Source organism: Saccharothrix longispora, from assembly GCF_031455225.1.
Lineage (GTDB): Bacteria > Actinomycetota > Actinomycetes > Mycobacteriales > Pseudonocardiaceae > Actinosynnema > Actinosynnema longispora.
Genome location: NZ_JAVDSG010000001.1, coordinates 2623549 through 2647683, shown reverse-complemented (window position 1 = coordinate 2647683; position 24135 = coordinate 2623549). Strand labels below are relative to the sequence as shown.

Sequence of the window (24135 nt, the reverse complement as noted above, 5' to 3'; positions counted from 1 at the left end):
GCGTTCCTACGTGGCGTTGATGAGGCCCATCGACAGCAGCCCCATCAGGACCATGCCCAGCAGCAGCCGGTACCACACGAACACCGAGTAGCTGTGCTTGGAGACGTAGCGCAGCAGCCACGCGATCGTGGCGTAGCCGACCGCGAACGACACGATCGTGGCCACGATCATCTGCGGCACGGAGGCGGCGTTGGGCTCGGTGCGGTCGAGCACGTCCGGGATGCTGAAGATGCCCGCGCCGAACACCGCGGGCAGCGCCAGCAGGAACGAGTAGCGGGCGGCCGAGGCGCGGTCCAGGCCGAGGAACAGGCCGGCGGTGAGCGTCCCGCCGGAGCGGGACACGCCGGGGATCAGCGCCATGGCCTGGGCCAGGCCCATGCCGACCGCGTCCTTGAGCTGGAGCTTGTTGCGGATGTGCGAGGCGAAGTGGTCGGCGAGGCCGAGCAGCAGGCCGAACACGATCAGCGTCGTCGCGGTGATCCACAGGTTCCGCAGCGACGAGCGGATCTCGTCCTTGAACAGGTAGCCCAGCACGCTGATGGGGATCGACCCGATGATCACGTACCAGGCCATCCGGTAGTCCTCGGAGGCGCGGGCGGCCTTGCTGAACAGGCCCTTGAACCACGCCGCGATGAAGTTGCCGATGTCCTTGGCGAAGTAGATCAGCACCGCGACCTCGGTGCCCAGCTGGATGACCGCGGTGAACGACGCGCCCGCGTCGTTGCCGAAGAACAGCGTGGAGACGATCCTGATGTGGCCGGACGAGGAAATGGGCAGGAATTCCGTGAGTCCCTGGACGAGTCCGAGGACAATGGCCTGCAACCAGCTCAACTACCCACTCCTGCCAGATCCAGAGCTTCGGTCGCCGTGCGCAGCGCGGCGATCCCCTGCTCCAGATCTTGCAGCATGGGTGAAATGGTGAGGGTGGTGACCCCCGCCTCGGCGTAGGCCCTCATGCGGTCTGCTATGCGCTCCTTCGGCCCCAGCAGCGAGGTGGAGTCGAGGAACTCGACGGGCAGCGCGGCCTGGGCGCCGGCGTAGTCGCGGGACAGGTACTTGTCCTGCACCTCGGCGGCCTCGGCGGCGAAGCCCATGCGCACGGCGAGGTCGTTGTAGAAGTTCTTCTGCCTGCTGCCCATGCCGCCGACGTAGAGCGCGGCGTAGGGGCGGACGTGGTCGGCGCACGAGCGCCAGTCCTCGCCGACGTGCATCGGCACGGTGGGCACGACGTCGAACCCGTCGAGGGTCTTGCCCGCCTTCTCCCGGCCGGCCCTGAGCGCGGCCATCGACCCGGCGGAGTGCTCCGGGGAGAAGAAGATCGCCAGCCACCCGTCGGCGATCTCGCCGGCCAGTTCGACGTTCTTCGGGCCGACGGCGGCCAGGTAGACGGGGATGTGCTCGCGCACCGGGTGCACGGTGAGGGTGAGGGCCTTGCCGGGCCCGTCGGGCAGCGGCAGCGTGTAGTGCTCGCCGTCGTAGCGCAGCCGCTCGCGGCGCAGGGCGGAGCGGACGATGTCGACGTACTCGCGGGTGCGGGCCAGCGGCTTGTCGAACCGCACGCCGTGCCAGCCCTCGGACACCTGGGGCCCGGAGACGCCCAGGCCCATCCGGAACCGGCCGCCGGAGAGGGTGTCCAGGGTGGCGGCGGTCATCGCGGCCATCGCGGGCGTGCGCGCGGGGATCTGGAGGATCGCGCTGCCGACGTCCACCCGCTCGGTCTGGGCCGCGACCCAGGCCAGCACGGTCGGCGCGTCGGAGCCGTACGCCTCCGCGGCCCACACCACCGAGAAGCCGAGGCGGTCGGCTTCCTTGGCAAGTTCGAGGTTCGCGGCGTCGTTGCCCGCGCCCCAGTACCCGAGGTTCAGTCCCAGTCGCACACGCGGACCGTACCGGTCGGTAACCCCCTCCGCCAGGCCGGGTGGGCGGGTGTCGCCGGATTCGCCCTTGACAAGCGCGCGCCACAACCCGCCGGAATGTCGATCACCCCTTAGGCTGCGCCGCGTGGAACAGCGATACCTGGGGCGCAGCGGCTTGCGGGTCTCCCGGATGGCCCTGGGCACGATGACCTGGGGGCGGGACACCGACGCCGACGAGGCGGCCACCCAGCTGATGGCCTTCACCGAGGCGGGCGGCACGCTCGTGGACACCGCCGACGTGTACGTCGAGGGTGAGAGCGAGCGCATCCTGGGCGGCCTGATCGGCGAGGTCGTGCCGCGCGAGGAGCTCGTCGTGGCGACGAAGGCGGTGGCCCGGCGCAACGACGGCCCGTTCGGCGGCGGCGCGTCGCGGGGCGCGCTGCTGCACGCGCTGGACGGCTCGCTGCGGCGGCTGCGGGTGGAGCACGTCGACCTGTGGCAGCTGCACGCGTGGGACGCCGGCGTGCCGCTGGAGGAGACGCTGTCGGCGCTGGACACCGCGGTGTCCTCGGGCAGGGTGCGCTACGCGGGCGTGTCGAACTACTCGGGTTGGCAGCTGGGCACCGCGGCGGCGCTGCCCGGGCACACCCCGCTGGTGTCCACGCAGGTGGAGTACTCGCTGCTGGAGCGGGGCGTGGAGCGGGAGGTCGTGCCCGCCGCGCAGCACCACGGCATCGGGCTGCTGCCGTGGGCGCCGCTCGGGCGGGGTGTGCTGACGGGCAAGTACCGCAACGGCACGCCCTCGGACTCGCGCGGCGCGTCGGCGCACTTCGCCGGGTACGTGGAGCAGCACCGCACGGAGCGGGCGGCGCGGATCACGCAGGCGGTGGCGACCGCGGCGGACGGGCTGGGCACCAACGCGCTGTGCGTGGCGCTGGCCTGGGTCCGGGACCGGCCGGGCGTGGTGGCCCCGGTGGTGGGCGCGCGCGACACGTCCCAGCTGCTGGGGTCGCTGGCGGCGGAGGACCTGGAGCTGCCGCCGGCGATCCGCTCGGCGCTGGACGACGTGAGCGCGGTGGAGTTCGGCTACCCGGAGCGACCGCTGGTCTGACGCCGCCGAGGTGGGCCTGCCGAGGCGGTCCCGCCGCAGTGGACCTGCTGCAGGGGACCTGCTGCGGTCACACCATCGCCGCGTCGACGCGGCGGAACCACTCGCGCACTCCCCCGACCTGCTCCTCCAGCCAGGTGGCGACGTCGGCGGCCAGGTCGAGGGCGCGCGGCGAGCGGACGTGGGCGGCGACGTGCCCCACGAGGGCCTGGACGCGCCGCACCGGCGGCGGGTGGGCGCCCGCGAACGGGACGGCCAGCCCCAGCTCGCCGGCCAGCCGGTCGGTGACCTCGTGCAGGAACAGCACCAGCAGCACGGCGGCGACCACGCACGGCTCGTGCACGTCCAGTTCGCGCGGGGCGAGGTCGTCGAGGGTGTGCAGCAGCATCGTGGCGGCCAGCCGGTCCGCCTCGTGCTCGCGGGACCACCCCACCTCCTGGGCGTCGAGGGCGCCGACGGGCGTGTCCGGGTCGGTGCGGCGGCGCGCGTTCACGAGGTGGCCCGCCTGGACGTGCGCCACCTCGTGGGCCAGCAGGAACTGGGTGGCGCGGCGCGACATCAGCCCGACCAGCGCCAGGCGTTGGCCGGACAGGCCGGGCAGCCGGCGCGCCTCGACCGCGCCGTTGCCGTACAGGTAGGCGTTGACGGCTTCGGCGAGGGCGTAGGAGGTCTGGGAGGCGGTCAGCAGCGGCGGGGTGCCGTAGCGCGGCAGCGCCCCCGTCATGATCTTGAGCACGCCGCCCAGCAGGTCCAGGGCGGCGGTGTTGACCAGCACCAGGACGCCCCGGCCCGGCACGGGCACGCTCAGCGCGTCCAGCGTGCCGGTGGGGAACACCCCGGCCAGCACCGGCGTGGTGGGTCCCAGGCCGGCGGCGCTGGCCAGGTGCAGCACCTCGGGTTGCAGGGCGTCGAGGGTGCGCTGCTGGTCGCGCAGGTGCGCGGGCCGGTAGGCGGCGTGGCGCACGCGGACGTCGACGAGCCGCGCCAGGCGGCGGGTCAGCGGGTCGGAGGCCACCTGGGTCCAGGTGCGGTAGCCCTCGGTGTGCTCGTCCGCCGCGCCCGGTGCGTCGAGGTGGTCCACCACGCGCCGGGCGCGCAGCAGTGCGACGTGCCGGTCGCGCAACTCCTCGACGGTCATCCGACTCCTCCCGTGTCACCAGGGATGATCGTCGCGGTGCCTCCGCGGGTACGGGTGGGGGCCGACTATCACCTTCGCGGACCAACGACAACACCCGCCCCCTGCGTGACGATGGCTGTTCGGTGATGGATGCTGGGAGGGCAGTGAGCGAACGGGTTACGCCTAGGAGGTCCGACGTTGCGCCGACTGGCCGCGGCAGTGCTCACCGGAGCCCTGGTGGTGTCCGGTTGTGCGACCGAGGAGAACCCGGCCGACCCGTTGCAGGTCGCCGCGACGCTGGAACCCGCCCGTCCCGCCGTCTCCCCCGCCCAGTCCGCGACCCCGGAGGGCGTCGTGCTGCCGGTGGGGCCCGCGACGGCGGTGGCGGTGGCCGGCGGGCGGGTCGCGGTCGCGGTGGCCGAGCCGCCGTCGGTGCTGCTCTTCCCGTCGTCCCTGGCCGGACCGGTGACCGCGGCGCTGCCCGGACCGGCGGAGCGGCTGGTGGCGGTGGGCGACGCGGTCGAGGCGACCGTCCCGTCGGCGGGTGTCGTGGTGACCGTCGCCCCGGACGGCACGTCGTCGTCGCGGTCGGTGTCGGGCGGGCCGGTGGACGTGGCGCGGCTGGGTGACCTGGTGCTGGTGGCCCAGCGCGACGCCAGGCAGGTGTCGGTGCTGGGCGGCTCGGGCGGCGAGCACGTGGTGCGCGGCATCTCCAGCCCGGACCGGCTGGTGGTGGCGGGCGACGCGGCCGTGGTGCTGGACCGGCCGCGCAGCGCGGTGTTCGACCTGGACCCGACCTCGGGCACCCCCGGCGCGGGGCTGCGGGCGGGCGACGGCGCGACGAACGCGGTGGCCGACCGGTTCGGCCGGGTGTTCGTGGTGGACACGCGGGGCGGCGAGCTGATGTCGTTCTCCACCTCGCCGTTGATCATGCGGTTGCGCTACCCCCTGCCGGGCGCGCCGTACGGGATGGCCTACGACGCGGACCGGGACCTGCTGTGGGTGACGCTCACCGAGCGCAACGAGGTCGTGGCCTTCGACGTCTCCGGGGCCGATCCGGTGGAGCGCCACCGGTACGCCGCGGTCCGGCAGCCGGACTCGGTGGCGGTTGATCCAGGCAGCGGGCGCGTGTTCGTCGCGTCCGGCGACGGCCAAGGGATGCAGGTGATCGGGTGATGGACGAAGCGGTGGTCGACGGGGACTGGGAGTACCGGCCGCTGCGGCTGCCGGCCGGGGTCTCGCGCCGCACGGCGACGACGCAGTTGACGATCCACGCGGAGTTCGCGGGCTGGGAGCTGTCGCGGACCCTGCTGTTCGGCGACGGTTCCCGCAAGGTCTGGCTGCGGCGCAGGCGGACCGCCGCGGTGGTGCCCGGGTTGATCACCTAGGACCCGATCGTCCGGGGACTGGCGCCCGGCCCGGTCACCGGCCCGGTGGCGCGTCCGGCGCGGCGCGGGCGAGCAGGCCGTGCAGGGCGAGGGCCTCGACGGCGTCGACGTGGTCGGCCGCGGTGCCGTCGCGGTGGGTCAGGCAGTGCAGCAGGGTGCTGTCGGTGAGCGCGCGGGCCAGGGTCGCGGGGTCGTGGTCGGCGCCGAAGTCGCCGCGGGCGCGGCCCGCCTCGATGACGGGGACGAGCATGCCCGCCAGGTCGATCTCGCGGCTGATCCCGTCGGTGGTGTCGTCGGTGGCGGTGTCGTGGACCACGGCCATCACCAGGGCCTCGGCGAACTCGCGGTTGCCCAGGGTGAAGGCGGCGAGGCGTTCGAGGTGGCGGCGCAGCAGGTGGCGCGGCGCGACGCCCAGGGCCAGGTCGTCGTCGAGCAGCGAGCGCAGCTCTCCGCAGCCGGGGCGCAGGGCGCCCACGACGATGGACGCCTTCACCGGGAACAGCTGCCTCAGCACGGTGAGGGGCACGCCGGCGCGGGCGGCGATGTGGTCGGGCGTGGTGGCGTAGTAGCCGCGGGCGGCGAACTCGTGGCGGGCGGCGGCGATGACGGCGTTGCGGGGGTTGTCGGGCAGGCCGTCGAGGCGGTCGACGCGGTAGGCGCGCACGACCTCGTCCGCCAGGGGTGCGATGGCGTCGTCCACGTGGCCGTGGCCCTGCTCGGGGTCGAGCAGGGCGCCGACGAGGGCGACGACGGTGTCGCCGAGCAGGGTGTCGGGCACGGCGTCGGGGTCGGCGAGGTGGCGCAGGAACAGCCCTTCGACGAGGGCCGTGAGCACGACGGCGAGCTGTTCGGGGGTGAACGGGGCGCGCAGCGACGCGCTCCAGCGGGCGAGCATGGACCGGTAGACCCGCACGCCGGCCTGGTCGTAGGCGGCGTAGGTCTGGCGCAGCCGCCGCATGGCGCCCTGGTGGCCGCGGCCCAGGACGACGGTGGCCAGCTGCATGAGGGTGGCGGGGTCGGCGCGCAGCAGCTCGTAGTTCCAGGTGGACACCGTGCGCAGCAGGCGCCTCGGGTCGCCCTTGGTCTCGGCGAGGGCCTGCTCGACGACGTCGACCACCGTCCCCGCCCGGGGTGCGGGCGGGCGGTTGAACCGCACCAGCAGTTCCTCGACGTAGCGGCCCTTGTCGCCGAAGGTCGCGAAGAAGGTCTTCTCGCTGACCTCGGCGCGGGCGGCGATCTCGGCGACGTTGAGGCCCCGGTTGAGGACCTTGAAACCGTCCTCGACCAGCAGTGCCTGCCCCGCGTCGAGCAGCCGTTCGCGTACCGGAACCACGTGGGCACTCCCCCCTTCGGCACGTCTCCCGGCGCGGCGCATACCCGCCGTGGGCGATCACGGTATTGCACACTCACCCCGTGGGGGAGTGTTCGCTCACCTCGGTGAGCCGTGTCGACCGGGGGGCTCCGTTGACCCCTCACCGGCGCGGGGGCGAGACTCCCGGCATCGCGTGGTGCGGGGTCGCCGGGGAGGGCCGAACGCACCGCGGCGCGCGGGGGAGGCGCGTTCCCCCGCACCGGGTGAGCGCCCCACCCCGTGCGGTCACGGGGTGCGCGAAGGGGCGGCCGTCGGCTCGGAACCTCGGCCGGTCCCGGCACCCTGCCCGCCCGCACGGCGACCGCGGCAACCCCCAGTGCCGCCGGAGCCGCGCGGGCGGGCTCCCGCCGCAGGTCGGCGCCACCACAGGTGTGGTACCACAGGTGTGGTGGCCTCGGCGCGGCGTCGTCCGGGCGGGCACGGCGCACCGGTCCGGTTCTCCGGCCGTCGGGATCAGCCGGGATCGGTGAACGCGGTGGCCGGGTCGCGGGTCGGCACGCCGGTGGGCCACCAGCGCCCGGCGCGGGCGCGGTACGGGTACCAGAGGCCGTCGCGGCCGTAGCGCAGCTGCCGGTCGCGGTCGGGTCCGGGCACCGTCCACCGGTTCGCGCGGACGGTGGGCGCGGGCAGCTCGGCGCGGTCCCAGGCGGTGCGGGCGCGGTTGGTCTCGGCCCGATCGGGGGTCCAGGGGTGTTCCAGGACGTCGAGGGCGGCCGGGCCGCCCTGCTGCCAGGCGCGGACGGCGCGCGGGTCGGCGTCGAGCCGGTCGAGCACCTCGGGCAGGTCGCGCAGCGCGGGGTGGGTGGCGGCCATGCGGATGCGGTCGCGGCGTTCGTCGGCGGCCGGCCAGGAGCCGGTGGCCAGCAGGTCGCGGGCCTTGGCGGCGGCGTCGGCGACGAGCAGGCGCAGCACGGCGGGGTCGAGGCCGGGCGCGGGGTCGAACTCCGGCAGCGGGTCCGGTCCGGCGGGCGGCGGGTCGTCGGGCAGGGCGACGGGCGGCGCGGCGTAGGCGTCCGTGGCGGGGGTGCCGGTGGTGGTGGGGCGGGCTCCGGCGACGACCTCGTCGCGGTCGCGCCCGCGCAGCAGGAGCAGCACCCACGGGTCGGCGTCGAGCAGCCAGGACGCCTGGTGGCACAGGGCGGCGGCGTGGCGGCAGGGCAGTTCCCAGCCGGGACAGGTGCACTCGGGGTCGAGGTCGCCGATGCCGGGCAGCAGCGGCACGCCCGCGTCGGCGGCGGCGTCGACGAGGTCGCGCGGCACCTCGTGGTCGAGCAGCGCGGCCAGGTGCCCGGCCTTGTCGGCGACGCGGTCGAGGAAGCGCCGCCACTCGGCGTCGGTGAGCGGGGTGAGGCGCACGGTGGTGCGGTAGGTGTCGTCGGGGTCGTGCACGACGGCGTCGAGCCGGCCGGGGCTGACGGTGATGGTGCCGACGAGCCCGGCGTGGGCGTACTTGCGGCCCTGGCGCAGCGGAGCCTGGTCCAGGGAGGTGTCCTCCAACGCCTTGAGCCAGGCCCGGCCCCACCAGCTGCGGGGGTGGCGCACCCCCTTGCCGAAGGCGGGGAAGCCCTTCACGCGCCCGCTCACCGGGCGCCCCCGTGGTCGGTCGCGCGCAGCTCGACGAGGTCGGCCAGCTCGGCGTCGGTGAGTTCGGTCAGCGCGGCCTCGCCGCGGGTGAGCACGGAGTCGGCGAGGTCGCGCTTGGCGCGCAGCATGGCGGCGATCCGGTCCTCGACGGTGCCCTCGGCGACGAGGCGGTGCACCTGCACGGGCCGGGTCTGGCCGATGCGGTGGGCGCGGTCGGTGGCCTGGTCCTCCACGGCGGGGTTCCACCACCGGTCGTAGTGCACGACGTGGTCGGCGCGGGTGAGGTTGAGGCCGGTGCCGGCGGCCTTGAGGGAGAGCAGGAACACGGGCACCCCGCCGTCCTGGAAGCGGCGGACCACGTCCTCGCGGGCGGCGACGGGCGTGCCGCCGTGCAGCAGGGCGGTGGTGGTGCCGCGGGCGGCGAGGTGGCGTTCGAGCAGCCGCGCCATCGCGACGTACTGGGTGAACACGAGCACCGAGCCGCCCTCGGCGAGGATGGTGTCGAGCAGCTCGTCGAGCAGTTCGAGCTTGCCGGAGCGCCCGGCGAGCACCGGCGAGCCCTCCTTGAGGTACTGGGCGGGGTGGTTGCACACCTGCTTGAGCGCGGTGAGCAGGCGCACGACCCGGCCCCGGCGGGCGATGCCGGAGGAGTCGGCGATCTCCGCCATCAGCTCGCGCACGACGGCCTCGTAGAGGGCGGCCTGCTCGCGGGTGAGCGCCACGGGGTGGTCGGTCTCGGTCTTGGCGGGCAGCTCGGGCGCGATGCCGGGGTCGGTCTTGCGGCGGCGCAGCAGGAACGGCGCGACGAGGCGGCCCAGCCGGGCGGCGGTGTCGGCGTCGCGGTCGACCTCGACGGGCTTGGCCCAGCGCGCCCTGAACCGGGGCAGGGTGCCGAGCAGGCCGGGCGTGGTCCAGTCGAGCACGGCCCACAGCTCGGAGAGGGTGTTCTCCACGGGGGTGCCGGTGAGGGCGACGCGGGCGCGGGCGGGGACGCGGCGCAGGGCCTTGGCGGTGTCGGAGGCGGGGTTCTTGACGTGCTGGGCCTCGTCGGCGACGACCAGGTCCCACTCGTGCCCGGCGAGCGCGTCGGCGTCGAGCCGCATGGTGGTGTAGGTGGTCAGCACGAACCCGGTGTGGTCGGCGTCGCGGGCCAGGTCGCGGCCGGGGCCGTGGTAGCGGCGCACGGGCACGCCGGGCGCGAACCTCTCGACCTCGCGCTGCCAGTTGCCCAGCAGGGACGTCGGGCAGACCACGAGGGTGGGGCCGCCGCCCCCGGGCAGGCCGGCGCGGTGCAGGTGCAGGGCGATGAGGGTGATGGTCTTGCCCAGGCCCATGTCGTCGGCCAGGCAGCCGCCCAGGCCCAGCGACGTCATCCGGTGCAGCCAGGCCAGGCCGCGCAGCTGGTAGTCGCGCAGGGTGGCGCGCAGCGCGGCGGGTTGGTCGACCCGCTCCTCGCGGGCCAGTTCGGCCTTGAGCTCGTCGAGCCGGCCGGTGGTGGCGACGGGCACCTCGACGCCGTCGACCTCGACGGTGCCGGTGAGGGCGGCGCCGAGCGCGGTGACGGCGGTGACGGGGGCGAGGGCGCGTTCGCGGGCGCGGCGGGCCAGTTCGGGGTCCACCAGGGTCCAGCGGTCGCGCAGCCGCACGACGGGCCGGTGCGCCTCGGCGAGCAGGTCCAGCTCCTCGGGGGTGAGGGGGTCGTCGCCCAGGGCGAGCTGCCAGTTCACCGCGGTGAGCTGGTCGGGGCCGAAGAAGCCGGGCCGGTCGCCGCGGTCGCCGCCGAGCACGACCCTGGCGGTGAGGTCGCGCACGAGGTCCTTGGGCCAGTGCACCTCCACGCCCGCGCCGGCCAGCCGCACGGCGCCGGTGGTGAGCAGCAGCTCGACGTCGCCGTCGGTGAGGGTGGTCGCGTCGGGCACGGGCCGGTCGAGCAGCGGTTCCAGGGGCGGGTAGGCGCGGGCGGCGCGGCGCAGGGCCACCGTGGCGTCGGCGCGCAGCCGCTGGTTGGCGCCCGCCCACAGCTCGGCGGCGTCCACGACGAGGGTGGGGTCGGCGAGGTTGTGGACCTGCACGACGACGCGGAACCGCTCGTCGCCCTCGACCCGCAGGGAGAGGCGCACGCCCTGGTCGGCCCAGCCGCGCAGGTGCGGCACCCGCTGGGGTTCGGGCGAGGCGAACGCGGGCGCCCCGGCGGCGTGCACGGCCGCCGCGCCGCGCGGCATGGTGTCGGCGACGGCGTCGAGGAAGGCCCGCAGGAGGGGTTCGGCGTCGGGCAGCTCGGCGGGGTCGCGGCCCGCCAACGGGGCGGCGCGGGCGTGCGGCGGCATGGCGTGGGCCAGGTCGCGCACGCGGGCGTGGTCGGCGGCGTCGAGCGGGGCGAGCAGCCAGGCGTCGAAGTCGCCGTCGGTGACGGCGGGCCGCACCCGGCCGCGGGCGACCAGGCCCAGGGCGAGCACGACGGCGGCGCCCCAGAACGCGGCGGCGGGGTGCGCGCGGCCGGTGCGGCGGGCCCGGCTCAGCAGCGGGATGGCCTCGGTCAGCGGCACGCGCACGGCGGGCGCGGACCGCCGCGCGCCGTCCGGGCCCGCCACGACGACCTCGGTGTCCGCCGGGAGGCCCGGCCCGCCGCCGGGGTGCGCGTAGAAGGCGATCGTGGACGTCCGCGGCGGGTCTGCGGCTTCGAAGACGGCCGCGTACCGCTCCAATCCGGTGTTCAGGGCTGCCCCCAGCTGTTCACGCCCCGGCTATTCAAGTTTGAGCCTACCCCAACTCCCGGGGTCGCCGGGCGAGCCCGGCTCGCCCGCCATGGGGTACGCGCCGCCGCGCAGCCGGTCGAGCAGCCCCCTGGTCCAGTCCGCGCCGCCCGCCGCCGCGTGCTCCCACAACCCGTGCAGCTCGGCGACGTGCGCCGGGCCGCGCCACCCCTCGGCCTGCGCGCGGGCGGCGGCGCGGCGGGTCTCCAGCGCGGCCAGGCGCTGTTCGAGCAGCCCGACCGCGTCCGCGCGGGTCAGCGACGGCAGCAGCGCCAACCCGGCGGCCAGCAGGTCGGGACGCGTCTCGGGGCGGCGCAGCGCGTCGCGCAGCAGCCGCCCGTGCTCGGCGTCGCCCCGCGGCGTGATCTCGTAGTCGGTGCGGCCCGGCGGCACGGCGTGGTCGAGCAGGTGCCCGTCCTTCGTGAGCTGCTTGAGCGCGTGGTAGATCGACCCCCACTTGACGTTGGCCCACTCCCCCGCGCCCCACGACATCAGGTCGTTGCCGATCAGGTAGCCGTGGGCGCGCCCGTAGCCGCGCACCACGCCGAGCACCAGCAACCGTGTAGCCGACATCGCGTCCTCGTCCAGCGGTACCCGGGCCCAGCGGTGCCCCGGGGGTTCCGGCGATCCGTTCCGGGGCACAGGGTAGATCGCGCAGGATGGGCGGATGACCCCCGCCGGGATCGACGGACGACGGCGCGCCCGGCTCGGCGGCACGCGCGTCGTGCCGCGCTTCCGCACACCCCCGGAGAAGGAGTCGACGGCGTGATCAGGTTGCGGCAGGTGGACGACGGGGCCGTGGAGCGACTCCTCGCCCTGGCGGTCGAGGACGCCGACCCGGCCGACGTGATGCCGCCCGGCTGGACACCGGACCGGACCGACGAGTTCCGCGAGTTCTACCGGGGCTTCCGGGACGACGCCTACGAGATCGTCGACGACGACCGCACGGTGGGCATGATCCGGCTCACCGACGCGGGCGAGACCGGCATCTGGGTGGCGCGGCGCGCACGGGGCGCCGGCGTGGGCCTCGCCGCCCTGCACCGCCTCCTGGAACTGGCGCCGAGGCGGGGCGTGCGCACCCTCGTCGCCGAGACCACCGCCGACAACGCCGCGGCACTGGCCCTGCTGACCAAGGCGGGCGCGACACCGGAGACGACCGGCGACCGGGTCGCGGCGCGGCTGCCGGTGCCCGTCGAACCCCCGCCCGACCTGGCCGACCCGGCCGAGCTGCTCCACGCCTACCTGGACTTCTACCGCGAGGCGGTGCTGCGCAAGCTGCGCGGCCTGTCCGAGGAGGAGCTGCGCACCAGCCGCCTGCCCTCGGGCTGGACGCCGCTGGGGATGCTCAAGCACCTCGCCCACGTCGAGCGGCGGTGGCTGCGCCACTGCTTCCGCGGCGAGGAGGTCGACAGCCCGCACGGCGACCCCGACGTGCCGCGCGCCGAGTGGGTGGTCGAGCACGGCGACACCAGCGAGGGCGTCCGCGCCTTCTACCTGGAGCAGTGCGCCCGCTCCCGCGAGATCACCGCCGGGGCCGCGCTGACCGACCGCGTGGCCCGCTGGACCGCGACCGGCACGCCGCGACCCACCCTGGCCTGGGTGCTGTTCCACCTGCTCCAGGAGTACGCGCGCCACACCGGGCACCTCGACGTGGCGCGCGAGCTCGCCGACGGCGTGCTCGGCACCTGATCGGCCGCCCCCGGGCCCGTCCCCCGGGCCCGTCCCCCGACGCGCGCCGACCTCCACCTACGCGGGCGCGCCCTCCCCGAGGCGGGCCACCGCGACCTCGATGCCGTCCAGCAGCACGGCCAACCCCGCCGTGAAGCCCTCCACCGCCCCGCGCTCCAGGTAGGACGCACACGGGTCCCCCGGCACCGGCGGCGGCTCCTCCACGCCGATCCACGCCGCCAGCGGGAACCGCTCGCCGAAGTCCGGCGCCACCTCGTCGAGCACCGGCGACCGGGCGAACCACCACTCCTCGTCCGACACCCCCGTGTCCGCCGCCGCCCGCCGCGCGTCCGACACCACCGCCGCCGCACCCCGCACGAACTGCGTCAACGCCCCCACCACACCCCGCAGCACCCCCACCGGCAGCCCCGTCCCGCGCAGCACCCGCAGCAGCGCCTCCAGCGCCGCGAACTCACCCGGCCCCAGCACCGGCCGCGCCTGCGACACCTGCAACACCCACGGGTGGCGCAGGTAGAACGCGCGGGTGTCCGCCGCCCACGCCTCCAGCGCCGGCCGCCACCCGCCACCCAGCGGGTAGTCCACGGGCAGCTCGCGCCGCACCGCGTCGCACATCAGGTCGATCAGCTCGGCCTTGTTCGGCACGTAGGTGTAGAGCGCCATCGCCGTGCGCCCCAACCGCTCCCCCACCGCGCGCATCGACAACGCCGCCATCCCGTCCCGGTCGGCGATCGCGATCGCCGCGCCCACCACCTCCTCCACGCTCAACCCCGGCCTCGGCCCCGGCCGCGCGACGCCCGCGCCCCCCTCGCCCGCGTCCTCGGCGGCACGCCACAGCAGCCGCATCGACCGACGCGGGTCCCCCTGCCCGGCGTACACCACCACTTGTGACTCCTTACACAGTAAAGTACTGTTCCCGCGATCAGTTTACGACATAAACAAACCAGGGGGAAGAAGCATGGGCACGCCTGCCGACAGCCACGACGTCATCGAAGTGCGCGGCGCACGCGAGAACAACCTCGCCGACATCTCCGTCGACATCCCCAAACGACGGCTCACCGTCTTCACCGGCGTCTCCGGCTCCGGCAAGTCCAGCCTCGTCTTCGGCACCATCGCCGCCGAATCACAACGGCTCATCAACGAGACCTACACCGCGTTCGTCCAGTCCTTCATGCCCAACCTCGGCCGCCCCGACGTCGACGCCCTGCGCAACCTCAGCGCCGCCATCATCGTCGACCAGGAACGCATGGGCGCCAACTCCCGCTCCACCGTCGGCACCGCCACCGACGCCCACACCATGCTCCGCATCCTCTTCAGCCGCCTCGGCACACCCCGCATCGGCACCAGCGGCGCCTTCAGCTTCAACCTCCCCGAAGGCATGTGCCCCCGCTGCGAAGGCCTCGGCCGCACCTCCACCATCGACGTCGACCAACTCGTCGACCGCACCAAGTCCCTCACCGAAGGAGCCATCACCGTCCCCGGCTTCAGCACCGACGCCTGGTACGTCCAGACCTACGTCCAATCAGGCTTCTACGACCCCGACAAGAAACTCGCCGACTACACCCCCGACGAGTGGGACGCCCTCCTCCACCGCGACGCCACCAAGATCAAGATCGGCAAGACCAACGTCAGCTACGAAGGACTCGTCGTCAAGGTCCAACGCCTCTTCCTGGCCAAGGACCGCGAATCCATGCAACCCCACGTCCGCGCCTTCGTCGACCGCGCCGTCACCTTCACCGAGTGCCCCGACTGCCACGGCGCCCGCCTCAACGCCGCCGCCCTCTCCAGCACCATCGACGGCACCAACATCGCCGACTGCTCCGCCATGCAGATCAGCGACCTCGCCGACTGGGTCGCCAAGATCCAGGACGACTCCGTCGGCCCCATGCTCACCACCCTGCGCGAACTCCTCGACTCCCTCGTCGGCATCGGCCTCGGCTACCTCAGCCTCGACCGCCCCTCCGCCACCCTCTCCGGCGGCGAGGCCCAACGCGTCAAGATGGTCCGCCACCTCGGCAGCGCCCTCACCGACGTCACCTACGTCTTCGACGAACCCACCACCGGCCTGCACCCCCACGACATCCAACGCATGAACGACCTGCTGCTCCTCCTGCGCGACAAGGGCAACACCGTCCTCGTCGTCGAGCACAAACCCGAAACCATCTCCATCGCCGACCACGTCGTCGACCTCGGCCCCGGAGCCGGCACCAACGGCGGCCACATCACCTTCACCGGCACCGTCACCGAACTCCGCGCCTCCGACACCCTCACCGGACGCCACCTCGACCACCGCGCCCGACTCCGCGACCACGTCCGCACCCCCACCGGCCACCTCCCCGTCACCGGCGCCGACCTCCACAACCTCAAGAACGTCTCCGTCGACATCCCCCTCGGCGTCCTCACCGTCGTCACCGGCGTCGCCGGCTCCGGCAAGTCCAGCCTCGTCCACGGCTCACTCGCCGGCCGCCCCGGCGTCGTCACCGTCGACCAGTCCCCCATCCGCGGCTCCCGCCGCTCCAACCCCGCCACCTACACCGGACTCCTCGACCCCATCCGCACCGCCTTCGCCAAGGCCAACGGCGTCAAACCCGCCCTCTTCAGCGCCAACAGCGACGGCGCCTGCCCCAAGTGCAAGGGCATCGGCCTCGTCTACACCGATCTCGCCATGATGGCCGGCGTCGCCACCACCTGCGAGGAGTGCGACGGCAAGCGGTTCACCCCCGAAGTCCTCACCTACACCCTCCGCGACCACGACATCAGCGACGTCCTCGCCATGTCCGTCACCGAAGCCCGCGCCTTCTTCACCGAGAAGCAGGTCCAGGCCGTCCTCGCCCGACTCGTCGACGTCGGCCTCGGCTACCTCTCCCTCGGCCAACCCCTCACCACCCTCTCCGGCGGCGAACGCCAACGCCTCAAGCTCGCCATCCACATGGCCGAGAAGGCCTCCACCTACATCCTCGACGAACCCACCACCGGCCTGCACCTAGCCGACGTCGACCAACTCCTCGCCCTGCTCGACCGCCTCGTCGACGACGGCAACACCGTCATCGTCATCGAGCACCACCAAGCCGTCATGGCCCACGCCGACTGGATCATCGACCTCGGCCCCGGCGCGGGCCACGACGGCGGCCGCATCGTCTTCGAAGGCACCCCCACCCACCTCGTCGACACCGCCGACACCCTCACCGCCCGACACCTCAGGACCTACGTCGGCCGCTGACCCACCACCGCGCCGTGGGAGCCACCCACCACCGGCAGCTCCCACGGCGCCGCCTCCTCCAACTGCCGCGCCAACCGCAACAACACCCCCTCCGCCGACAACCGACCCACGAACTGCACCCCCATCGGCAACCCCTCCACCGTCCGGTGCAGCGGCAGGCTGATCGCCGGACGCCCCGTCACGTTCGCCAACTGCGTGTACGGCACCCACGCCAGGTTCCGCTCCACCACTTGGTCCACCGCACCGCCCAACCGCAACAACCGCGACGCGCCCACCCGCACCAGACCACCCGCCACCGCCCGCAACACCGCCGGCGTGTCCAACGCCCCCACCCGCACCGGCGGCTCCCCCAACGTCGGCGTCATCAACAGGTCGTACCGCTCGTGGAACCCCGCCAACGCCGCGATGTGCTCACGCCGCCGCTCCTGCGCCGCCTCCAGCTCCACCGCCCCGAACGACCGCCCCAACGCCGCCATCAACACCGTGTCCGGCTCGAACGCCCCGTCACCCACCCCGTACGCCCGCTTGATCCGCGCCACCTCCACCGCCTGGTGCACGAACCAGATCGTCAGGAAGTCCCGCCCCAACCGCCGGTCGTCGTGCGGCGGCGCCACCTCCTCCACCTCGTGCCCCAACCCCACCAGCAGCTCCGCCGCCCGCTCCACCGCCCGCACCGCCTCCGGGTGCGGAGTCCCCCGCAACGCGCACCGCGTCGTGAACCCCACCCGCAACCGCCCCGGCCCCTCCCCCAACCCGGCCAGCAGCGACCCCGCCGGCACCCCCGGCGCGAACGGGCTCATGGCGTCCGCCCCCACCAGCACGTCCAGCATCGCCGCCGTGTCCCGCACCGTCCGCGACACCACCCCGTGCGTCGCCAACCCGCTCAACGGCTCGCTCTCGTCCGGCCCGAACGGCACCAACCCCCGCCCCGGCTTCAACCCCACCAACCCCGTGCACGCCGCCGGGATGCGGATCGACCCGCCACCGTCACTGGCCCCCGCCACCGGCACCACCCCCGCCGCCACCGCCGCCGCGGACCCGCCCGACGACCCACCCGGCGTGCGGCTCGGGTCCCACGGGTTGCGCGCCGGCCCGAACAGCGCCGGCTCGGTGACCCCCTTCGACCCGAACTCCGGTGTGCTGGTCTTGCCGAACACCACCACCCCCGCGTCCAGCCACCGCCGCACCACCGTGCTGGTGCTCGTCGCCACCACGCCCGCCAACGCGCGCGAGCCGTTGGACGTCGGCGTGCCCGCAAGGTCCTGGTGCAGGTCCTTGAGCAGGAACGGCACCCCCGCGAACGGGCCGGACAGCTCTTCCCCGACCCGCTGGTCGGCGTGGTCGTCCAGCCACGCGCAGATGGCGTTCACGGTCGGGTTCACCGCCTTCGCGCGGGCCCTCGCGAGGGCGAGCAGCTCCGCCGGCGTCACCTCGCCCGCCGCCACCAGTCCGCCCAGCGCCAACCCGTCGTGCCGCAGGTAGTCGTGCTCGTCCACCGGGTTCCTCCCGCTTCGTCAGCGTCTTGTGCTCGTGATCGTCGCCCATTCCGGTGACGTCACCACTCGTCGGTGTTTTATTTTCATCCACACTGAAGTAATAGGGACCACTGGTACCAAGCGGACCGGCCTTCACCCGTACGGGGTTCGGTACCCCGTACGGCACGTACACGTGCGGCCGATTGTCGAGGTAGGAGGGCTGCTCTAACGTTCCCGACCACGTCCGCGCGTACGTGACCGGGAATCACCCGATCCGACGACCCCCGAGCCGCATCGGGTCGCCGGAACCCCTGCACGAGGGAGAACCCTGCGATGGGAGACGTTCGCGCACCCAGACGCGCCCTGGTCGCCTTAGGCACAGCCGCCCTCACGGCGCTGGCCCTGACCACGAGCGCCACGACCGCCGCCGCCGAGGGAGAGATCCTCGGCGCGAACAACCCGACCGCGATCGCGGACAGCTACATCGTCGTCTACGACCAGCTGTCCACCCAGAGCGTCGACGCGCTCACCTCCGACCTGAGCGCCAAGTACGACGCCCGGGTCGAGTTCACCTACCGCCACGCGCTCAAGGGCTTCGCGGGCACGCTGTCCGAGAAGGCGGCGCGCAAGCTCGCCGCCGAACCCGGCGTCGCCTACGTCCAGCAGAACGGCGAGGTCCGGGCGACCGACACCCAGCCCAACCCGCCGTCGTGGGGCCTGGACCGCATCGACCAGCGAGACCTGCCGCTGGACTCGTCCTACACCCACCCGAACAACGGCTCCGGCGTCACCGCGTACATCATCGACACCGGCATCCGCACCACGCACTCCGACTTCGGCGGCCGTGCCACCTGGGGCACCAACACCGTCGACACCAACAACACCGACTGCAACGGCCACGGCACGCACGTCGCGGGCACGGTCGGCGGCGCGGCGCACGGCGTGGCCAAGGGCGTCACGCTCGTCGCGGTCAAGGTGCTCAACTGCGCCGGTTCCGGTTCGTTCGCCGGGGTCGCCGCGGGCATCGACTGGGTCACGGGCCACCACACCTCCGGCCCGGCCGTGGCGAACATGAGCCTCGGGGGCCAGGGCAGCGACGTGACCGGCGAGAACGCGGTCCGCAACTCGATCGCCGACGGCGTCACCTACGCCATCGCCTCGGGCAACTCCAACGCCGACGCGTGCAACTTCACCCCGGCGCGCGTCGCCGAGGCCATCACGGTCAACGCCTCGACGAACGGCGACGCGCGGGCCTCGTTCTCCAACTACGGCACGTGCAGCGACATCTTCGCCCCGGGCCAGAACATCACCTCGACCTGGAACACCAACGACACCGCGACCAACACCATCAGCGGCACGTCGATGGCCGCCCCGCACGTCGCGGGCGGCGCGGCGCTGCTGCTCGGCGCCACCCCGTCGCTGACGCCCGCGCAGGTCGCGAGCGCCATGGTGGCGAACTCCACGCCGAACAAGATCACCTCGCCGGGCGCGGGCTCGCCGAACCGGCTGCTGTTCGTCAACACCGGCGGCGGCCCCGGCCCGGGCGACCCGTCGGTCATCCCGCCCGGCAACCAGACCGGCGTCGTCGGCACCGCCACGAGCCTCCAGCTCAAGGCCACCGGCGGCACCCCGCCGTACACCTGGTCGGCCACCGGCCTGCCGCCCGGCCTGTCGATCGACGCCCCGACCGGCCTGATCTCCGGCACGCCCACCACCGCGGGCGCCCACCCGGTGACCGCGACGACCACCGACGCGGCGGGCCGCACCGGTTCCACGTCGTTCACCTGGACGATCACCCCACCGGGCGGCTCCTGCTCCGCGCCCGGCGAGAAGCTCGCGAACGGCGGCTTCGAGAGCGGCACCACCGGCTGGTCCAACGCCACCTGGACGATCGGACCGTGGACCGGCGCCGGCGCGCCGCGCACCGGCTCGCGGTCGTCCTGGATCGGCGGCTACGGCTACACCTACACCGAGACGCTGAGCCAGACCGTCACCGTCCCGGCGGGCTGCACCGGCACCACGCTGTCGTTCTGGCTGAAGGTCAGCACGGCGGAGTACGAGCCGGCGGTGTTCGACACCTTCACCGTCAAGGCCGGGTCGACCACCCTGGCCACCTACACCAACCTGACCCCGTCGGGCTACGCGGTGCGCTCCTTCGACCTGGGCGCCTTCGCGGGCCAGACCGTGGCGCTGAGCTTCACCGGCGCCGAGGACTGGTCGTACCAGACCTCGTTCGTGCTGGACGACGTCTCGGTCACCGCGGCGTGATCCGGTAGTCGCGGGGGTCGGCGGGCGCCCGCCGACCCCCGCGGCGTTGACGCGCGCCCGGACGCCTCCTACGTTCAGCCGGTGGCTGGTGGGTCCTCGGGCAGGAGCGTGGTGGCCCGCGCGCTCGACGTGCTCACCGCCCTCGACGGGCACCCGGACGGGCTGCCGCTGGCCGAGCTGGCCCGGCGCAGCGGCCTGCCGCTGTCCACCGCGCACCGGCTGGCCGGCGACCTGGTCGCGCACCAGGTGCTGGAACGCCTCCCGGACCGCCGGTACGTGGTCGGCAGGCGGCTGTGGCGGCTCGGGCTGCTGGCCCGCGTGCAGGTGGAGCTGCGCGAGGCGGCGCTGCCGTTCATGCAGGACCTGTACGAGGCGACGCGGGAGAACGTGCACCTCGCCGTGCGCGACGACACCGCCGCGCTCTACCTGGAGCGCATCCACGGCCACGGCTCGGTCCCGGTGGTGAGCCGGGCGGGCGGCCGGTTGCCGCTGCACGCCACCGGCGTCGGCAAGGTGCTGCTGGCGCACGCGCCGCAGGACGTCGTCGCCCGCGTGGTGACCGCGCTGGAGCGGTGCACCCCGTACACGATCACCGAGCCGGGCCGGTTGCTGCGCGAGCTGGCCGAGGCGCGCCGCCGGGGGCACGCGCGCACCGCGCAGGAGATGACGCTGGGGTCGTGCTCCGCGGCGGTGCCGGTGCGCACCGCGGACGGCGCGGTGGTGGCGGCCCTCGGCCTGGTCGTGGCGACCCACCGCGACCCCGAGCGGCACGTCACCGCGCTGCGCGTCGCCGCGGGCGGCATCTCACGGGTGCTCGCCCGCCCGTGACGGACTTCCGCGGAAGCTCCGCCCGGCCGACTGCCGCTGAGCGGAAGCCCCGCCTTGGCCGGGCCCCGGGCGCGGAGCAGGCTTGGCCGCCATGCGCACACAGGTCGCCATCGTCGGTGCCGGTCCCGCCGGGTTGCTGCTCTCCCACCTGCTCTCCCTGCACGACATCGACTCGGTCGTCGTCGAGAACCGCTCGCGCGCCTACGTCGAGGCGCGCATCCGGGCCGGCGTGCTGGAGCAGGGCACCGCGGACCTGCTGACCGACGCGGGGCTCGGCGACCGGCTCAAGACCGAGGGCCTGCGGCACGACGGCATCCACCTCCAGTGGCCCGGGACCCGCCACCGCCTCGACTTCCGCGAGCTGACCGGGCGCTCGGTGTGGGTCTACGGGCAGACCGAGGTCGTGAAGGACCTGCTGGCCGCGCGGCACGAGCACGTGCACTTCGAGGTCAGCGGGACCGCGCTGCACGACCTCGACACCGACCGGCCGTCGGTGTCCTTCACGGACTCCTCCGGCACGCCGAGGCGGCTCACCGCCGACGTGGTGGTGGGCGCGGACGGCTTCCACGGCGTGAGCCGGGAGACGATCCCCGCCGCGCTGCGCACGCAGTGGGAGCGGCACTACCCGTTCGGCTGGCTGGGCATCCTCGCCGAGGTCCCGCCGTCGACCGACGAGCTGATCTACGCCTGGCACCCGGACGGGTTCGCCATGCACAGCATGCGGTCGCCGGTGCTGAGCAGGCTCTACCTGCAGGTCGACCCGGCCGAGCGGATCGAGGACTGGTCCGACGAGCGCATCTGGTCCGCGCTGGACACCCGGCTCGGCCTGGACGGGTGGGCGCTCGACCGCGGCCCGATCGTGGACAAGGGCATCACGCCGATGCGCAGCTTCGTCAGCACCCCCATGCGGTACGGGAGGCTGTTCCTGGTCGGCGACGCCGCGCACATCGTGCCGCCGACCGGTGCGAAGGGGCTGAACCTGGCGGTGGCGGACGTCGCCGTGCTGGCGCGGGCGCTGGAGGCGTTCTTCGGCTCGGGCCGCACGGACCTGCTCGACGGCTACGAGGAGCGGGCGCTGCACCGGGTCTGGCGGTGCACGCACTTCTCCTGGTGGATGACCACGATGCTGCACACCACCGGTGACGCGCTGGACCGGGAGCTCCAGCTCAGCCAACTGCGGTACGTGTGCTCGTCCACCGCGGCGGCGACCGGCCTGGCGGAGAACTACGCGGGCCTGCCGTTCTGAGGGGCCTCCCCCGCTTCCTCCTCCCCCACCTCTCCGTCCCCGCGCGCCGGTCCGGTCCGGTCGAGGTCGTCGAGCCGCCGTCGGACGGCCTCGGCCTCGCCGTCCCGGCCCTGCCGCCGGTACAGCTCCAGGGCCTCCCGCCACGCCGCGCGGGCCCGTTCGCGGTGGCCGAGCGCGACGTGGGGGTGGCCGAGGCGGTCGAGGACCCCGGCGGCCGCGGTGGTGTGGCCGAGGGAGCGGTACAGGGCGAGGGCCCGCTCGTGGTGGTCGACGGCCCGGTCGTGGTGCCCGGTGCGGTGGTCGGTGAAGCCCAGGCCGTCCAGGGCGTCCGCCTCGCCCTCGGGGTCGTGGTGCCGGCGGTGCAGCGCGAGGGCGGCCCGGTGGTGGTCGCGGGCGGTGTCGTGGTCGCCGAGCCGGGCGGCGCACCAGCCCACCGCGGTGCACGCCTCGGCTTCCCACACCGGCTGGTCGAGGGCGCGGAAGAGGTCCAGGGCGTGCCGGGCGTGCTCCAGCGCCCGGCGGTCGTCGCCCCGCCGCTCCCACACCCGGGCGAGGGCGTTGTGGGCGTGGGCCCGCTGGGCGGGGTTGCCGTGCCGCTCGGCCTGCGCGAGCGCCTCGTGCAGGTGGAGGACGGCCTGTTCGTGCTGCCCGAGCGCGGCGTGGGCGCGGCCGAGGAGCCGGTGGGCCAGGGCGCGGGCGGCGGGGTCGGGCAGGTGGTCCGCGACGTCCGCCGCGGCCCGCCACGCGGCCAGGTCGGCGTGGCGGTGCCCGCGCCGCTGGTGGAAGGTGTGCAGGGTCCAGGCGATCTGCCACACCACCGCGTGCCGCTCCAGGCCGGCGGCGGTCCGCTGGGCGGCCAGCAGGTGCGCGTGGTGGGCGTCCAGCCAGTCCAGCGCGGCGGCGTGGTCCGGCAGCGGGTGGGGTTGGGTGCCGTCGACGGGCGGGTCGAGCCGGATCGGCGTGCGGTGCGGCTTGAGCAGGCGGGCCGCGGCGAACCCGGTGTGCAGGTGGTGGTCGACCACCCGGTCCAGCGCCGCGCGCCGCACCGGTTCCGCCAGGTCGTCGGCGAGGCCGGCGGCGTAGGCGCGGACCAGGTCGTGCATCGCGTAGCGACCGCGCGGGTGCCGGTCGAGCAGGGACGCGTCCTCCAGGGCGTGCAGGACCTTGCGCGTCTCGGTGCGGGGCAGGCCGCCGAGGGAGGTGGCGGCGGGCAGGTCGGTGTCCGGGCCGGGGGCGATCCCGAGCAGGGCGAACACCCGGCGCTGCCCGTCGGCGAGCCGGCGCAGGGACCACGAGAGCACCGCGGGCAGGCTCGCGGCCGGGTCGGTGTCGTGGTCGAGCATCGCCAGCCCGAGTTCGTCCAGTTCGTCCGCGAACTCGGCCAGCGGGACGTGCGGGCGGGTGGCCGCGTGCCGGGCGGTGATCGCCAGTGCCAGAGGGTGCCGGCCGCACAGCCCGATCAGGGTGTCGACCGCGTCGGGTTCGGCGACGACGCGCGGGCCGCCGAGCCGCCGGGTCAGCAGGGCGTGCGCCTCGGCGTGGGCGAGGACGTCCAGGGGCAGGTGTCGGGCGCCGTGCCGGTCGATCAGGGAAGCCGGCCTGGTGCGGCCGGTGACCAGCACGGTGCAGGTGGGGCTGCCGGGCAGCAGCGGGACGACCTGCTCGCTCGTGGCGGCGTTGTCCAGCACGACCAGCACGTGCCTGCCCGCGACCAGGCTGCGGTACAGCGCCGCCTGCGCGGCGAGGTTCGGCGGGAGGCGGTCGGGGGCGACGCCGAGGGCGGTGAGGAAGCCGCGCACCGCGTCGCCCGGCGCGGTGGGCCGTTCGGCGGGGCTGAAGCCGCGCAGGTCGACGAACAGCTGGCCGTCGGGGAACCGGTGCAGGTTGCGGTGGGCCCAGGCCAGGGCCAGCCAGGTCTTGCCGATGCCGCCCGCCCCGCCGATCGCCGTGATCACCACCGCCGCGCCGTCCCCGTCGTCCGGTGCGGCGGTCAGGGCGCGGTCCAGCGCGGCCAGCTCCGCCTCGCGTCCGGCGAACGCCGCCGGCGCGGCGGGCAACTGGCGCGGCACCGCCGGCGCGGCCGGCCGCGGTGCGTGCAGGTGCACGTCACCGTGCACCACCCCGGCCTGCACCACCCCGGCGACCGTCCCGGAGGCGGTGTTGCGGGCCCCCGGCTCGTCGGACCCGGTCGGCTTCGGCGTCACCACGCGGCCACCTCCCCCGGTCGCGCCCAC

18 protein-coding genes are annotated in these 24135 nt (G+C 74.5%); 8 read left to right on the top strand and 10 right to left on the bottom strand.

What is annotated here, in order from left to right:
- Positions 1 to 6: 6 nt before the first annotated feature.
- Positions 7 to 831: an undecaprenyl-diphosphate phosphatase gene (locus J2S66_RS10625; protein WP_310306747.1), complete on the bottom strand. Its 825-nt coding sequence runs from the start codon at positions 829 to 831 to the stop codon at positions 7 to 9.
- Entirely contained in the window at positions 828 to 1877 is a 1050-nt protein-coding gene (locus tag J2S66_RS10620; RefSeq protein WP_310306745.1) for an LLM class F420-dependent oxidoreductase, read from the bottom strand. The genes J2S66_RS10625 and J2S66_RS10620 overlap by 4 nt, the downstream gene beginning before the upstream one ends.
- A 124-nt stretch (positions 1878 to 2001) precedes the next feature.
- Between J2S66_RS10620 and J2S66_RS10615 the strand changes: the two genes are divergently transcribed.
- The gene (locus J2S66_RS10615) at positions 2002 to 2967 is read left to right on the top strand and encodes an aldo/keto reductase (protein WP_306749638.1); all 966 of its coding nucleotides are present in this window, start codon (positions 2002 to 2004) and stop codon (positions 2965 to 2967) included.
- Between the two features lie 67 nt (positions 2968 to 3034).
- Here the strand turns inward: J2S66_RS10615 and J2S66_RS10610 are convergent, their stop codons facing one another.
- The gene (locus tag J2S66_RS10610) at positions 3035 to 4102 is read right to left on the bottom strand and encodes a phage exclusion protein Lit family protein (RefSeq protein WP_310306742.1); all 1068 of its coding nucleotides are present in this window, start codon (positions 4100 to 4102) and stop codon (positions 3035 to 3037) included.
- Positions 4103 to 4279: 177 nt separating this feature from the next.
- On the opposite strand from J2S66_RS10610, the gene J2S66_RS10605 reads away from it, so the two are divergent.
- Together J2S66_RS10605 and J2S66_RS10600 are read left to right on the top strand one after the other, a co-directional pair.
- Positions 4280 to 5257 carry a YncE family protein gene (locus tag J2S66_RS10605; RefSeq protein ID WP_310306740.1) on the top strand — a complete coding sequence of 326 codons (978 nt, stop codon included), beginning with the start codon at positions 4280 to 4282 and terminating at the stop codon, positions 5255 to 5257.
- A complete protein-coding gene (locus J2S66_RS10600) occupies positions 5257 to 5469 on the top strand; it encodes a DUF5703 family protein (protein WP_306749641.1) in 213 nt (70 codons plus the stop codon). The genes J2S66_RS10605 and J2S66_RS10600 overlap by 1 nt, the downstream gene beginning before the upstream one ends.
- A gap of 34 nt (positions 5470 to 5503) precedes the next feature.
- Here the strand turns inward: J2S66_RS10600 and J2S66_RS10595 are convergent, their stop codons facing one another.
- The 4 genes from J2S66_RS10595 to J2S66_RS10580 all read right to left on the bottom strand — a co-directional run bounded on the left by J2S66_RS10595 (position 5504) and on the right by J2S66_RS10580 (position 11751).
- Positions 5504 to 6802 carry a TetR/AcrR family transcriptional regulator gene (locus J2S66_RS10595; RefSeq protein ID WP_310306737.1) on the bottom strand — a complete coding sequence of 433 codons (1299 nt, stop codon included), beginning with the start codon at positions 6800 to 6802 and terminating at the stop codon, positions 5504 to 5506.
- A 492-nt stretch (positions 6803 to 7294) separates the two neighbouring features.
- The gene (locus J2S66_RS10590) at positions 7295 to 8425 is read right to left on the bottom strand and encodes an SWIM zinc finger family protein (protein WP_310306735.1); all 1131 of its coding nucleotides are present in this window, start codon (positions 8423 to 8425) and stop codon (positions 7295 to 7297) included.
- Entirely contained in the window at positions 8422 to 11130 is a 2709-nt protein-coding gene (locus J2S66_RS10585) for an SCO1167/SCO6262 family helicase (RefSeq protein ID WP_310306733.1), read from the bottom strand. Before J2S66_RS10585 ends, J2S66_RS10590 begins: the two co-directional genes overlap by 4 nt.
- 39 nt (positions 11131 to 11169) lie before the next feature.
- Entirely contained in the window at positions 11170 to 11751 is a 582-nt protein-coding gene (locus J2S66_RS10580) for a PadR family transcriptional regulator (protein ID WP_310306731.1), read from the bottom strand.
- A 192-nt stretch (positions 11752 to 11943) separates the two neighbouring features.
- Between J2S66_RS10580 and J2S66_RS10575 the strand changes: the two genes are divergently transcribed.
- On the top strand, positions 11944 to 12867 hold the full coding sequence (locus J2S66_RS10575; RefSeq protein WP_310306729.1) for a GNAT family N-acetyltransferase: 924 nt from the start codon (positions 11944 to 11946) through the stop codon (positions 12865 to 12867).
- A 57-nt stretch (positions 12868 to 12924) separates the two neighbouring features.
- Here the strand turns inward: J2S66_RS10575 and J2S66_RS10570 are convergent, their stop codons facing one another.
- Entirely contained in the window at positions 12925 to 13749 is an 825-nt protein-coding gene (locus J2S66_RS10570; RefSeq protein WP_310306727.1) for a TetR/AcrR family transcriptional regulator, read from the bottom strand.
- Between the two features lie 73 nt (positions 13750 to 13822).
- Here J2S66_RS10570 and J2S66_RS10565 point away from each other — a divergent pair, with 73 nt between their 5' ends.
- Positions 13823 to 16084 (top strand): ATP-binding cassette domain-containing protein, encoded by a 2262-nt coding sequence (locus J2S66_RS10565; RefSeq protein ID WP_310306725.1) that lies wholly within the window; start codon positions 13823 to 13825, stop codon positions 16082 to 16084.
- Here the strand turns inward: J2S66_RS10565 and J2S66_RS10560 are convergent.
- Entirely contained in the window at positions 16069 to 17580 is a 1512-nt protein-coding gene (locus tag J2S66_RS10560) for an amidase (protein WP_310306723.1), read from the bottom strand. The genes J2S66_RS10565 and J2S66_RS10560 overlap by 16 nt on opposite strands.
- Positions 17581 to 17892: 312 nt before the next feature.
- On the opposite strand from J2S66_RS10560, the gene J2S66_RS10555 reads away from it, so the two are divergent.
- The 3 genes from J2S66_RS10555 to J2S66_RS10545 all read left to right on the top strand — a co-directional run bounded on the left by J2S66_RS10555 (position 17893) and on the right by J2S66_RS10545 (position 21901).
- On the top strand, positions 17893 to 19827 hold the full coding sequence (locus J2S66_RS10555; RefSeq protein WP_310306721.1) for a S8 family serine peptidase: 1935 nt from the start codon (positions 17893 to 17895) through the stop codon (positions 19825 to 19827).
- 81 nt (positions 19828 to 19908) lie between these two features.
- Complete coding sequence (locus J2S66_RS10550) at positions 19909 to 20655, top strand: IclR family transcriptional regulator (RefSeq protein WP_310306719.1); 747 nt, start codon at positions 19909 to 19911, stop codon at positions 20653 to 20655.
- Between the two features lie 91 nt (positions 20656 to 20746).
- Entirely contained in the window at positions 20747 to 21901 is a 1155-nt protein-coding gene (locus tag J2S66_RS10545) for a 4-hydroxybenzoate 3-monooxygenase (protein WP_310306716.1), read from the top strand.
- Here J2S66_RS10545 and J2S66_RS10540 read toward each other — a convergent pair.
- Positions 21880 to 24108, bottom strand: a complete 2229-nt coding sequence (locus tag J2S66_RS10540; protein WP_310306714.1) for an ATP-binding protein — start codon at positions 24106 to 24108, stop codon at positions 21880 to 21882. The genes J2S66_RS10545 and J2S66_RS10540 overlap by 22 nt on opposite strands.
- Positions 24109 to 24135: the final 27 nt, after the last annotated feature.